At 33.9% G+C, this 13,874-nt stretch carries 13 protein-coding genes; 9 read left to right on the forward strand and 4 right to left on the reverse strand.

Translation table 11 applies throughout. The annotated features are described in order from the left end of the window. Positions 1 to 60: 60 nt before the first annotated feature. From GHD00_RS15145 to GHD00_RS15165, 5 genes are all read left to right on the forward strand, one after another. On the forward strand, positions 61 to 1,086 hold the full coding sequence (locus GHD00_RS15145) for an SDR family NAD(P)-dependent oxidoreductase (protein WP_163539001.1): 1,026 nt from the start codon (positions 61 to 63) through the stop codon (positions 1,084 to 1,086). Beyond that, a complete protein-coding gene (locus tag GHD00_RS15150; RefSeq protein WP_163539002.1) occupies positions 1,053 to 2,324 on the forward strand; it encodes a GHMP family kinase ATP-binding protein in 1,272 nt (423 codons plus the stop codon). Before GHD00_RS15145 ends, GHD00_RS15150 begins: the two co-directional genes overlap by 34 nt. Continuing rightward, positions 2,321 to 3,049, forward strand: a complete 729-nt coding sequence (locus tag GHD00_RS15155; RefSeq protein WP_163539003.1) for a nucleotidyltransferase family protein — start codon at positions 2,321 to 2,323, stop codon at positions 3,047 to 3,049. The genes GHD00_RS15150 and GHD00_RS15155 overlap by 4 nt, the downstream gene beginning before the upstream one ends. A gap of 253 nt (positions 3,050 to 3,302) precedes the next feature. Then, positions 3,303 to 7,136, forward strand: coding sequence for an RNA-directed DNA polymerase (locus tag GHD00_RS15160; protein ID WP_163539004.1), 3,834 nt, complete (start codon positions 3,303 to 3,305; stop codon positions 7,134 to 7,136). A 290-nt stretch (positions 7,137 to 7,426) separates the two neighbouring features. Next, the gene (locus tag GHD00_RS15165) at positions 7,427 to 8,587 is read left to right on the forward strand and encodes a hypothetical protein (RefSeq protein WP_163539005.1); all 1,161 of its coding nucleotides are present in this window, start codon (positions 7,427 to 7,429) and stop codon (positions 8,585 to 8,587) included. Positions 8,588 to 9,005: 418 nt separating this feature from the next. Here GHD00_RS15165 and GHD00_RS15170 read toward each other — a convergent pair whose 3' ends face one another. Beyond that, complete coding sequence (locus GHD00_RS15170) at positions 9,006 to 9,440, reverse strand: competence protein ComK (RefSeq protein ID WP_163539015.1); 435 nt, start codon at positions 9,438 to 9,440, stop codon at positions 9,006 to 9,008. Between the two features lie 33 nt (positions 9,441 to 9,473). Further along, positions 9,474 to 9,758, reverse strand: coding sequence for a helix-turn-helix domain-containing protein (locus tag GHD00_RS15175; RefSeq protein WP_163539006.1), 285 nt, complete (start codon positions 9,756 to 9,758; stop codon positions 9,474 to 9,476). Between the two features lie 261 nt (positions 9,759 to 10,019). On the opposite strand from GHD00_RS15175, the gene GHD00_RS15180 reads away from it, so the two are divergent. The 3 genes from GHD00_RS15180 (at position 10,020) to GHD00_RS15190 (ending at position 11,528) form a co-directional block, all read left to right on the forward strand. Continuing rightward, positions 10,020 to 10,370 carry a DUF2200 domain-containing protein gene (locus GHD00_RS15180; protein WP_163539007.1) on the forward strand — a complete coding sequence of 117 codons (351 nt, stop codon included), beginning with the start codon at positions 10,020 to 10,022 and terminating at the stop codon, positions 10,368 to 10,370. A gap of 81 nt (positions 10,371 to 10,451) precedes the next feature. Beyond that, entirely contained in the window at positions 10,452 to 10,688 is a 237-nt protein-coding gene (locus GHD00_RS15185) for an HNH endonuclease (RefSeq protein WP_276208284.1), read from the forward strand. A gap of 12 nt (positions 10,689 to 10,700) precedes the next feature. After that, the gene (locus GHD00_RS15190; protein WP_163539009.1) at positions 10,701 to 11,528 is read left to right on the forward strand and encodes a hypothetical protein; all 828 of its coding nucleotides are present in this window, start codon (positions 10,701 to 10,703) and stop codon (positions 11,526 to 11,528) included. Between the two features lie 44 nt (positions 11,529 to 11,572). Here GHD00_RS15190 and GHD00_RS15195 read toward each other — a convergent pair whose 3' ends face one another. Together GHD00_RS15195 and GHD00_RS15200 are read right to left on the reverse strand one after the other, a co-directional pair. Beyond that, a complete protein-coding gene (locus tag GHD00_RS15195) occupies positions 11,573 to 12,322 on the reverse strand; it encodes a hypothetical protein (protein WP_163539010.1) in 750 nt (249 codons plus the stop codon). A gap of 18 nt (positions 12,323 to 12,340) precedes the next feature. Then, positions 12,341 to 13,264: a DUF5655 domain-containing protein gene (locus GHD00_RS15200; protein ID WP_163539011.1), complete on the reverse strand. Its 924-nt coding sequence runs from the start codon at positions 13,262 to 13,264 to the stop codon at positions 12,341 to 12,343. Positions 13,265 to 13,446: 182 nt separating this feature from the next. Between GHD00_RS15200 and GHD00_RS15205 the strand changes: the two genes are divergently transcribed. Further along, complete coding sequence (locus tag GHD00_RS15205; protein ID WP_163539012.1) at positions 13,447 to 13,767, forward strand: hypothetical protein; 321 nt, start codon at positions 13,447 to 13,449, stop codon at positions 13,765 to 13,767. The last annotated feature ends 107 nt before the right edge of the window (positions 13,768 to 13,874 follow it).

The raw sequence follows: 13,874 nt of genomic DNA on the forward strand, positions 1-13,874 counted from the left end.
TTTGGTTTAGTGTATGATGGTCGAAATATTTACAAGTAAAAGACAGGGAGTAAAGGAGTCATGAACTATACAATTGATAAGAATAAAGTGTATTTGGTTACAGGTGCTGCGGGTTTTATCGGGTATTATGTATCGGAGAAACTATTAAATGCTGGATGCCAGGTTATTGGGATTGATAATATCAATGATTATTATGATGTCAATCTTAAGCACAGTCGTTTAGATCTTTTAAAACCGTACGATAAGTTTACGTTTGTTCAAGGTGACATTTCCGAAAAGGCTCTGATGGAAGATGTTTTTGGACAGTACGAGCCTGATGTTGTCGTTCATTTGGCAGCTCAAGCTGGTGTACGTTATTCAATTGAGAATCCAGATGCGTATATTCAAAGCAATGTGGTTGGATTCTTTAATATTTTGGAAGCTTGCCGACATCATCCGGTTGATCATCTTATTTATGCCTCTTCCAGCTCTGTATATGGTGCGAATAAGAAAGTACCGTTCGAGGAAACAGACTTTGTGGATCATCCCGTATCGCTATATGCATCGACTAAAAAGTCGAATGAGCTAATGGCACATACATATAGCCATTTGTATAAGATTCCAGCAACTGGGCTTCGTTTCTTTACGGTGTATGGACCGATGGGGCGACCAGGTATGGCTTACTTTGGATTTACCAACAAATATTTCAATGATGAGCCGATTAAAATTTTTAACAATGGTGACTTTGAGAATGATTTGTACCGTGATTTCACCTATATTGATGATATTGTGGAAGGCATTGAGCGCTTGATTAGTCATGCCCCGAAGGGGGAAGTACCACACAAAGTGTTTAACATTGGCAACAACAGTCCGGAGAAGCTAATGACATTTATCGGAGCACTGGAAAAAGCGTTAAGCCATGCTTTGAACCAACAAGTGGAATTTAAGAAAGAGTTTGAGCCGATTAAACCAGGTGATGTGCCGGCTACTTATGCGTCAACAGATTTGTTGTATGAAGCGGTTGGGTTTAAACCGAAGACATCGATAGAAGAAGGGTTGCAGAAGTTCGCCAATTGGTATGTAGATTATTACAAGGTGAAAGAGTAGCTTTTCAAATTTTTGATAAGGACGGAATAGATATGAGAGATATCGTACAAGTGTTTCATGAGTTATATCAAGAGAATAACTGTCGTGTTGTCCAATCTCCTTTAAGAATTTGTCCGCTCGGTGCTCATGTTGATCATCAAGGTGGAGTGGTGACAGGGATGGCATTAGATTCCTGTGTGGAAATGGCCTTTGCTCCATCGGATGATGGTTATATTCAGATTCAAAGCTTAGATTTTCCGGATACTGAGTATTTTCATATTGATAACGTCCCAGAAATGCTGCCAGGTTTCTGGGGTAATTATATTCGAGGGGCTGTTTTATCTTTACAGCAAGATCAAAAGCTGAAGCGAGGATTTAAAGCAGTGATCAGTGGCAAGTTGCCGATTGGTGGTTTAAGTTCTTCTGCTGCGGTAACTACTGCCTATTTGATGGCATTAAGTGATGTGAATGGATTAGAGATTGCGAAAAAAGATCTTGTCCAGTACAGCCATTGGGTCGAAACAGATTTTATCGGATTAAAGAACGGGATTTTAGATCAATCCGCTAATATTTTGAGTGAAGATAATCATCTGTTGGTGATGGACTGTCAGACTAATGAGCATCAGTTGGTGAAAAAGTCAGATCAGATGCCGGATTTTGAAGTATTGGTTGTCTATTCTGGAGTGAGTAAAGCATTGATTGGTACGGATTATAATAATCGTGTAGATGAATGTAAAGTAGGAGGATGGCTGCTTCAAGATCTTACTTCTCAAGAAACAACGGCATTGGAAGATGTTCAATTACGAGATATACCGAGAGCTAGTTATCTAGAATATCGTGATCAAGTGCCAGGTCGTTTTCAAAGAAGGCTGGATCACTACTTTACAGAACAAGAACGAGTGCAACAAGGTGTGGAAGCTTGGGAGAATGGTGATATCGCACAGTTTGGCCAGTTGATGTTTGAATCAGGGGAAAGCTCGATTCATCAATATGAGTCTGGTTGTCCAGAGTTGATTACGATCTTTGAAATATTACGGGAATGCCCAGGTGTTTATGGAGCGAGATTTAGTGGTGCAGGATATCGAGGCTGTTGTATTGGACTAGTTGATCCTAAGTTTAAGAAGGAGATACAGCAACGTATTGAAGATGTCTATCCGGTACAGCATCCCGATTATGCAGATTCTTATCGTATCAACTTCTGTAAGACGAATGATGGTGCGGCCATTTTGGAGAATGTAAAGGAGGAATCGGAGCAATGAAATGTATTATTTTAGCGGCAGGCTATGCAACTCGTCTTTATCCATTAACGAAAAATACAGCCAAACCTTTACTGAAAGTAGCGGATCGTACCATTTTAGATCATATTGTCACCAAGGTAGAGAAAGTGAAAGCAATTGATGAAATCTTTATCGTGACGAATGATAAATTTTATCAAAGTTTTGTAGACTGGTCTGAGCAGTATCAAGGAAGTAAGAGTGTGTCTGTAGTGAACGATCATACTACTACGAATGATAATCGTTTAGGGGCTATTGCAGATATTCAGTATGTGATTGAAGAATCGGGTATGACGGATGATGTGATGGTACTTGCTGGCGATAATTTATTTGATTTCGAACTAAGTGATTTCTCGGACTTTTTTACAAAGGTTGGGGCGGATTGTATTACGGTTCATGAATTGAATGATCCGGAGGAGATCAAGCGAACTGGTGTTGTGGAAGTGGATGATGATGGGGTTGTGACTTCTTTTGAAGAGAAGCCTGCGGAGCCGAAGTCGAATTTAGCTGTTCCGCCATTTTATATTTATCAGAAAGAGACGTTACCGATGATTAAGCGATACATAGAGGAAGGGAATAATCCGGATGCGCCGGGGCATTTTGTTCCATGGTTGATTCAGCATAAGGATGTGTATGCTTATTTGTTTGAAGGTCAGAGGTATGATATTGGGACGGTGGAGAGTTATGAGAGAGTGCAGGAGAGGTTTTAGAAGGGGTGTTAGTCACACCTCTTTGTTTTATTTGATTTTCTTTTTACATCCTATTTTGTATTAAATATTATTCTAATAGGGGAATTTTTGTGACATTATGTGAAATAGTGAACAAAGATTTGTGGCAAATATAATTGGAGTTGAGAACCATAAATGCGTATATATGGTAGAATAATGCCGAATTATATTATAATGATAACTATTGAATTTTTAGTAGTAAATTAGAATTAGGTCTAAAGAATAGGTGACGAATATGAAAACTGTAATTGAAAAATATCAATCTATCTCTCCAACTATAGATTATTTAAACGATCAAATTGTCTTGGCACAAGCATGGAAAAAATCACATACCTATATAAGAGGTCATAATTGGTATTTTGATATGTTAGACCTTGATAGCTCTGCTGTTAACATCAAAGAGCTGCTTAAAGAGTGGTCTAGTGAAATTAGTAATGGATATAAGACCAATCCAATAAAAATGGTACTTGCCCCTAAATCTCAAAGGTGGGAGTTTGTTGGTAAAGATCAGTGGAAACCAGTGGTTAATGAAGAACATGATAAAAACAAGGACAACATTCAGGAATTACGTTCTCTCGCACATATATCTATTAAAGATCAAACTGTATCAACAGCAGTAATGTTATGTTTAGCAAATGCCGTAGAATCTGCTCAAGGAAAACCCGATGAAAATAACTTTTTAAAAGAACAAAAAAACGAAATGTATAGTTACGGAAATCGTTTGCAATGTAATTGGCTTGTTCATAAGAATAAGAAAAAGCAAGCTCAGTTTAGTTGGGGAAGTTCCAAATGTTATCGAAAATATTTTGAAGATTACCGCTATTTTTTAAGCAGGCCAAAAAAAGTATGTGATTATTATGCACCAACTCTTTCATCCAGTGAAGAATTGTTTGTCGTATGTTTAGATTTAAGTAAATACTTTAATAGTATTGAAATACCCGCATTAATAGATGAACTTAAGCATTTATACCAAGAATACGTAAGAGATTTTGACTTATCGGATAATATACAAGATAACGAAGAGTTTTGGAATAAGGTGGAACAAATTTTTGATTGGGATTGGTCGGAGGAAGATAAGAAACAAGCACAAAATGATAAAATAACTTCATTGGGATTACCACAAGGACTTGTAGCTAGTGGATTTCTAGCAAATGCATATTTAATTAGGTTTGACCGTTTAGTTGGTGAACAAATTAAAGAGGAAGAAACAAAAAAGAATATTCAAATTCTTGATTATTGTAGGTACGTAGATGATCTTCGTTTAGTGATAAAGGTTTCTGGTAAAAAGAGAGTTGAAGATATTGAAGATGAAGTATCTGCTGTTATACAAAATTTTTTAGAGAAACATTTAACAAAAATAAACGCTAAGACGAAACAGATAGAAATAAATGAGGAAAAAACAAAAGTAATACCGTATCGCCAGTTATCTACTAATAGTAGTATTACATCTAATATGGAAGCGATTCAACATCGAATAAGTGGAACACCAGATAAAGAGGAGCTACAACAGGTTATCACAGAGTTGACAGGTTTATTAAGGTTAGCTGATACATTGGAAGAAACAAGTGATGGCAAAAAATCTAATGATTTAGATCTTTCACGTATTGCATTACCTGAAACAGATATTCGGGATGACACCATGAAACGTTTTAGCGCAACAAGGCTAGTAAAAACTCTACAATCACGAAAAAGCTTACTAGTACATGATAAAAAGGTAGTGGAAGATAAGATTGCTGAAACATCGATTACTGCTGAAGAGTTTCTTGATCAAGAATTTGAATCTGGGGCAAGGCGATTAATTGCAGCATGGTCTAAAGATCCATCACTCATATTACTATTACAAAATGGATTTGAATTATACCCGGATCAGAAACTACTAGGGCCTGTTTTGGAAGCATTGAGATCAAAGTTAGAAAGTCCAAGTTATGATCAGAGAAAAACAGCGGAATTCGTACTATCATATCTTTTAAGATCTGCAGCAATATATATAGGTTTTAAATCGAGAGATAATTACCCTAAATCTGTTGATATTTCTACTTTTCGTTCTGAACTTGGTTCTTTTGCAAAAAATCTAATGAATAATTATCGTGATTTGCCTTGGTACGTAAAACAGCAATCTATCTTATATTTATTAACTAACAAAGATTATGGTTTTACAATAAGCAATGACAAAGAGTTAAAATCATATCGCTTATTGTACGATGCTGCATTGTATCATACATATAATAATAAAGTAACAGAAAGATTAACTGCTTCTTTTATTGCACAACAGCTAAATGCTAATCGAGAAAAATATACTACTTGGTTTATTGATATGCTAGATCAAGTTAAAGATAAGACACAACAAAAATTGATAGATCTAATAAGAATGAATCGTCCTGATTTATTTCAGCAAATTTTAAGAATGAACAGAGTGAAACATAAAAAGTGGTACAAATTCGTACCAAGAGCACTTATAGACTCTCTATCATGTGAAGTTAATATGGATCATACTTTAATTAATAACATGAAGTATTCATTTGTAAATATTATAAAAAATAAAAACAATCCATTTAAACAGGAGAATGCGTTACTATTATTAGCTACGAAGTTATTAGATAAAGATAATATTAACTACCTTCAAGATAATAGATACAAAATTGAAAATATTAAGATAGAATGTAATGATTGGAAAAAGGTACAGAATCCAACGTATAAAGGCTTAACAGTTAAATGGAATAAGCAAATGGATGGTAAGAATGAATCATTTGAAATACCATCTTGGATCGAGGAAGAGTATGAATGGATGTATAAATTAGGAGCTATTTTAAGAGCAGCTTTTGTAGGGGAATTTGATTTCACTGCGCACACTTACCTATATAGAGGAGACATGGGAATATACAAAGGGATTAAATCAAATTCTTATACAAGGTCTTTTTCCCTTATTAATCATGGTAAAGGAATAACAGGAGAAACTATGCCAATTACACCATGGCTTAGTGAATTTTTGTATACTTTATTGCAGTGGCCCGGTATTAATCAATGGGAAAAGGAAATTGAAGACTGGCATTTGGTTTCCAAACCAGAAGATTTAAACGATATCATTGAGAAGAGAATATCTCATCAGGCCAAAATGTATGGGGAAATGTCAGATCTCCCTACTTACTCAATACCAATTAGACAATATACTCTAGATGAAAGATCGAAGTTGCGATTTGCAATTGTACAACCAATGCTACCGCAAATGAAGGATTTTAATATGAAAGATCCAACGAGTTGGACGGAAGAATATCGAAAAATACAACGTGATCATTTAGCATCAATGTGCCACCTAATTTATAAACACGTACAGGCTACAGCTAGTGCTAGAAAGGTTATAGAAAAGGGTAACGATAAGGATATCGATAAGCTATTAGGTGTGGATATTATTGTGTTTCCAGAGCTATCTATTCATCCCGATGATGTTTTCCTTTTAAGAAGGTTATCCAATATAACGGATGCACATATCTTTGCTGGATTAACATTTCAACATTCTACTTCTTTTGCAAAACCTGTCAATCAGGCACTATGGCTTTTAAGAGATAGAGACAGTGCTGGAACAGATATTATTGAAGTGAAACAAGGAAAATATAATATGACAAAAGAAGAAGCATCAATGGGGATTCAGTCTCACAGGCCATACCAGCTTATTGTAGAATTACAGGGAAAAAATAAAGATCCAATTCGGTTATCTGGATCCATATGTTATGATGCTACTGACTTAGCGATTGCAGCTGACTTAAAAGATATAACAGATGTCTTTGTAGTAGCGGCTTTGAATAAAGATATTAATACTTTTGACAATATGGTTGCGTATTTACATTATCATATGTATCAACCAGTGATTTTAGCAAATACAGGAGAGTTTGGTGGGTCATCAGTTCAGGCTCCTTTTCGAGACCACCATCAGCGGACTATAGCACACGTTCATGGAAATCAACAAATTGCAATTAGTTTATTTGATATTGACCCGACTATATTCAAGAAAGAATCCAAGCCAATTTCTCATGGGGAATTAAAAACACCACCAGCTGGATTTAATGGAAGATAGTACTAATTTACTGAACTTGTGACTGTTTGGATTCCTTATTTCCAGTGCCTGTCACTTCCTTAATATTAGTGGATTTTTGCCGAATGAATTGGGAGGTGGCAGGTTTTGTTTTATGTCCTATCTTTCTGATTTATTGATTTCCATGGGGATTTCAAGATTTTAAAGTGTTATTGAAAAATTAATCTCTGAATAATTTACATACATCACCACCAATAATCAATGAATCTATTCTTAGTGAGGAAACATTAATTATTCAAGGTGAAATTCGGTTAATGGAAAGGAGGGGTTTAATGCTGAAAAGTGTCAATAAAATTGTAAATACACTTACTAATATCATTCCAAATCAATGGCTAGGTAGCAAGGTGAAAAGGTTAATTTCGTTACTATTTTCTTCAATATTAGTATATATGATGGGATATTTATTTTTATGGGGGTATTATTTTGGAGGTAATGAAGATTTTTCATTATTTTCAATGGTAATTAATTACATCCCTATTAATAAACCAATAGCTATTTTTATAGGTATTATGTATTTAATTACTATCAGCATTATTGGGCTGTTTTTAATATCATTTTTTGTAGAAGGGTTTTCATTTCTAAACTTATTCTATATGGTATTTTCAATTGTATTAACTAACATGGCACTTTCCTTATTTTTTTATGGGGAGACTAGTTTTACTCTTTTTATAAAAATGTTAAAGTTATGGGAACTACCATTTTTGTTAGTAGTAGTAATCGCTTATTTTTATGTCTGGATTAAACATCCGGGCGATGCAAGAAAATTTTCAGTTTACATATTTCTTTTTATGATGAATATGTATGTGCTTTACATAAATTATCCATTAGATTTGTTAAAACCATTTCTTTTTCCAGAACTATTTCTATTAATATTATATTTTGGATTACCAACAATAATTATGTTTAAAAAAGTAAAAAATACGATTACTAAAATAGCGATTAAATTCTTTATGTATTTAAGTGCAACATTACCTTTAATTCCAGCTCTTATTCAATTGATTACTAGCAATATATTTTTCATTTTGTTATTATCATTAATTATAATGACACTACTAATAGTAGTTAGTGAAAATAATATAATTGAAAAACTTATAAAGGTTTGTATAAAAAAATTTAAAAAAACGGATGAAAATTATAAAAATCATGATTATACTCCATTATTTATTCAAAAACCCATGTTAGCTGGAATGTTTTTCTTGTCTATATTATTAATTGTTATAATGATTCTGCCAAATGTTTTAATAAGAGGTGGAGACTACTTTCAATCAGTCGTTTTTAAAGAAGATAAATATCAGGAAATTTCTTATTTTTGGAATGGGAATATTAAAACTGTTAAAGGGATTATAGTTTCAAATCAAGATAACACACTATATATATCTACTTCTGAACAATCACTTATGATAGTAAAAGCACAGTATAGTAAAACGGAATAACAAGTTATGTAAGGTGTTTGTATTTTGCAATGTAAAACCTTAGAACATTGCAACCGAAAATCGAGAATGTTGCAACTTGACACGAAGCCTCTGTGAGCATGATTGATTAGCCAAGAAGCCAGGTATATAAAGACTTGGCCAAGTGAATAAGGGGATCATGCTCATTTCTCCGTATAAAGTTGCAACGGTTTATGGCGCTTGTGCAATACTCTCGACTTTTACTTTGCACTACACAGTGTTTGATGAAATGAAGGAAATGCCAGTACTAGGTTCTCTATAGTTTTAGGTCCCTGTCACTTCCCTTTTTTTGTTGAATGAAGGGAGGGGCAGATGTTTTTTTGTTTGTTCCCATGTGAAGTATTGAGCAACAGCTAGTGCATGGAACTATACATTAATACATTCGGGGGTGTAAGCAGCACTATCCCCATGGATCAAATAATACTTTTACCATTCCGGTTCTGTCATACTGTTTTTTCATAGTGTGATGGGAGATAGGGAATGTTTCCTTCTTTCCATTCGCAAAATGGATGACGGATTGTTGATGTTCTGTTTGGTTAATAGATGCAATAGCATGGAAGAAGAACCAGCAACATGTAAAGGATTTGGGTGATTCTGTTGGGAAAGCATAAATATCTTTTGTAGGCTGAATGGGAATGGGTGTCTTTTGCTGAAAATCTAAATGATATTTTACGGAGGCTTGTCGCCCTTTATAGGATGCACCATAATACAAGCAATTTTCTTTAATAATGCTGATGGCAGAGGAAGTATGGTATATTACTTCCTCTTGCTCGATGATTTTGACTTGATAGTGGATGTCTTGGATGGCGATGATGGCTAATGTGTTTCGGGTAATACGATAATTTTTTTGGTCATTTTTTTCGCTTCCTTACTTTTTACGGTCTATTATTTCTTTTCGTTCTTGGTAAGAACCATACAAGTATTGGTTAAATGGTTCTTTGACGAAGGAATATGGAACATTTAATAGATAAGATAATTGAACAAAACTCGTGATAGATAGGTTGGTTTCGCCTTTTTCAAATTGTTGAATAATTCGCTCGCTAACATCTATGATTTCAGCAACTTCTTCCTGCGTATACCCTTGTACCTGTCGTTGGATTTTATAATGAGCGCCAATGGCAGTTAGAAAGTTATCTTTTTCTAATTTATTCATAATTTTACAACCTCTTACTCATTTTCTAAGAAACAAGAACAGAGTTTAACGAAATATAATGTGGTTTATGTAAAATAAAGGAGAATAGTTTTGTGGTGTCAGTCACTTCTCAAATTTTGTTGAATGGAATGGGGGGATGGCAGCTCGTTTAGTACAGTAGAATAATTAGTTGCTAAGATTGGGGCATAATCACTGTGTTAGGTGTTGTTCGACTATTTTCGTGATAAAATAAAGAAAACCATATAAATGAGGATGTGTATGATGGCCAAACATAAGATCTATACAATGAGTTTCGCAAATGTCTATCCACATTATGTTGCGAAGGCAGATAAAAAAGGACGTACGAAAGCAGAAGTCGATAAAATCATCCGTTGGTTGACAGGATATAGCCAGGAAGAGTTAGAAGCGCAACTGGAAAAACAAACAGACTTTGAGACTTTTTTTGCGGAAGCTCCCCAATTGAATCCTTCGCGGGCTTTGATCAAAGGTGTGGTCTGCGGTGTTCGAGTGGAAGACATCGAAGAACCAACGATGCAGGAAATCCGCTATTTGGATAAACTGATCGATGAATTAGCAAAAGGAAAAGCGATGGAGAAAATTTTGCGAAAATAATTAGTTTCGGCTGCCGGTCACTTCCCAGTTAAGAAGAGGAGTAAGATTATTCAGCGCAAGGGGTAAAAGAAAGAACGCTATTTGGATAAACACGGCAGGCTAATATGTGAAGTATGTGAGTTTGATTTTATGGAACGATACGGTGAAATAGGTGATGGTTACATAGAAGGGCATCACACTAAGCCTATATCTGAAATGAGTGAAAACGAGCAAACAAAAGTAGAAGATATAGCCCTCGTTTGTGCTAACTGCCACCGTATGTTACATCGTAAAAGACCGTGGTTATCAATTACAGAGTTAAAGAATTTAATAAAGTAGGGGTGTTAAGGTTTGCTATCAAAGAAGTTTCGTATTATTTATTGGGGGTTGCTTGCTTTAAGTGTGTTCTTTGTTTGGGTTATTAAATTTTCCGTATGGAGTGATAAGCATACTTCTGAAATAGATTTGATATCATGGTTTTCATATGGTTATGAATTAGGGGAGATATTATTTAATCTTAGTTTGGCTTACATAGCAAGTTCCATTTTTTCATTTGTTGTAGTTTATTTACCGGACAAGAAAAAAGAAGAAAGTGCAATGAACATTATAAATGGAAGATTAAATAGAATTGCTGAACTAATGGAAATTACAACCCAATATTTTTTATATAAGCACGGTCTAAATAAGGAAACAAATGAAGGACTAATTAAAGCAGAGCTTAAAAAAATTCAAACTTTAGATAGTGAAAATAAAATGAGTTTTTATTACCAACTTCCAAATAAATCAAAGGATGGTCCTGCTTTATGTAATACGGGTGATTATAATGAATTAAATTATTTAGTAGATCAGGCGATAATTATACAAAGTGAGATTGAAGGAATGTATAAAGTGCCTTTAATAAATAATATAGAACATAATTTAATGATAGTCTTAGAAGAAATAAATAGATGTAAAATATTTAAAGTGTCAAGGTTACTTAGGGAATATCAAAATAAAAATCAAAATATGGATACTCCGGAAATTGGAAATGATATTTACCAATTCTATTGCTTGTATAGAAATTTGATAAAATATGTTAGTCGAACGAATATAACATTTAATCAAGAAAAAGTAGATTGTTGGTGTGATATTGATATAAAGTTAAATGCGAGGCAATTTCGAACTCTAACAAAAAGTTAAAATGAAAAACGGGCTTGCGTAATGCTTGCCCGTTTAAAATTTTACTATTCAATTCTTTGTGAAAGTAATATATAGTTATATAGCAATTTACCTGGATCTGATTCTCTTATATACTCGTCATTTTCTGCTTCACTAAAGCCAGAACCAGGATCGTCACTGTCTATGTTTAAATCTATTTCGTATGTTTTTCTTAGTAATTGATAGTTTAGTGCCTTTTCTACGGACAATTCTAAACTGTTTCTGTCCACATTTTGTGATTGACATAAGTCTATAAACTCTCTACTTTCTAATCTAAACATAGTTTTCTCTGACTCGTTAAAGTAATCATAAACAAATTTAATATTATCTATGTCATTATCAAAAAGGTTCATTAGTCCATCTACACAAACCAAATAATTATGACTTATCTCTTCTTTTTCTTCAATTACTTTATACATTATTAGCCCCAAAATCATACATGATTTAGTAGATTTAGATAATAAGATTTTTGAAAATGTATCTGAAATAAATTGTGCTTTTTCCTCATCATCGATATAGTCTAATAATTTAGCTAATTGTTTTTCAGTTGGAATTTCATCTTTGTTAAAACCTTTTAGAAATGCCTCGAATCTTTTTTGTGTTATTAAAGTATTGGCATTTCTTAAAAAACCAACTACTTTTGAAGTATCACCCAGTAATTGCATATATTCATTGTCAAGAATTTCTTTCTTTATTTCCAAATAACCCTCTAATTTTTCGGATACTTTATCAAGCATTTCTTTTCCTTTTTCAAATGTAGTTTTTTTATCAGTCATGGTTAAACTCCTCCTTAATTAACTAACATCATAAGCCATGTTAATTAGATGTTTAGCTTTTTCTATATCTTCATCATTAGAAATAACAACTTCTAAATCTCCTGTGCCGTAATGCCCTATATTAGTAACATCACGGGTAAAGCCTTGTTCTAACGTAATTGTATCGGGCTTAACCTTTAAATAAAGTAATATCTTTGCAGTTTGCGGATGTATTTCTACACAAGCAAAATTTTTAATCCGTTTAAATGCTATGTAATGTTTAAGGATTTTCGTTTGTACATCATCACCGAGAGCCATCATATAGGCTTTTAACGTTTCAAATCTATCGGTTAATTCCGTATTAGCTTGCTCTAAGTAATCAGATACCGTTTTTACTTTTGTATTTTTATTTGTTGGCGTATTAACAGTAACTTCATCACTAATATGTACGGTTTGTGCAGTTGTAGCATTAACTAAATCAAGTAGAATAAAGCCATCATTATAATGTTTGTATTGGTAAAGTTCTATATTTCTATTTATTTGCTGTACGGCGTGTTCATCATATTTAGTAAAACCGCCTGCAATACAAAGTAAACGGGGACTACTCCAATCAATAGCGTCTGCAACGGTTTCCCCGTACTTCCGTAATATCATAAGTTCAAATTCTGCTTTATGGTCAAGTAACCAATCTAAGTAGAATAGCCCTTGATTAATTACATTTTCGTTAATTGAACGCTTATATTCAATAATTACGGGTGAGTTATTTTCGTCAATACCTAACGTATCAATACGTCCAGCATGTTTTTTGCCCGTACTATATTCAGAAGCTAAAAAGCGAACACCTAAAAATGTTTCTAAATGCCGTTCAATAATATGTTGAAGCGACTTTTCTATTGATACTGATTGCCCTTCTAATTCATCAACGCTATCTCCGTTTAACCTAAAAAGTTTTATATCACCCAAAATACACACCTCCTTAACTATCCTTAATTATATCACCATAAAATAACAAAATCTTCCTTATCGTTATTTTAGTTCGGTTTTTTCGTGTTTCTCCCTATTATAAATGTGCGAAGATAATAGATTTTTTTGTATAAGTAATAGGGCGTTGTTTGCCTTAATACTAAACTACGGGGGAATTAACGATGGTAGATAAGTACGGATTAACAGAAGGTAACGGCGTTAAAAAGTTATTGAAGGATTGGGATGTATTTATGGAAATGCCATATAGCAGGGGCGATTATGATGCCGTTGTTATGTTAGTAGATTTAGATACGGCAATAGAACGGGCAGGCTTAACCGATAAACAAGTGCAGGCTATTACGTATTATAGGCAAGGTTACAAGTTACGGGAAATAGGCATGTTTATGGATTGTAGCGGTACTAATGCACGTAACTTTATTGAACGGGCTTGCAGTAGTATAGCAGGCGTGTTTAAAACGTGGGATATTAACGGGGCTTATTAACGGCATTTTTACGGCTAAAGTGTAGCGGATATTTTTACGATGTAACTGCTAAACTAAAATAGTCAATTATTGCTCAATAAAATTGAACGCTTTTCGCCCAAAACATT

Origin of the sequence: Gracilibacillus sp. YIM 98692 (assembly GCF_010993965.1) — a bacterium.
GTDB lineage: Bacteria > Bacillota > Bacilli > Bacillales > Amphibacillaceae > Gracilibacillus.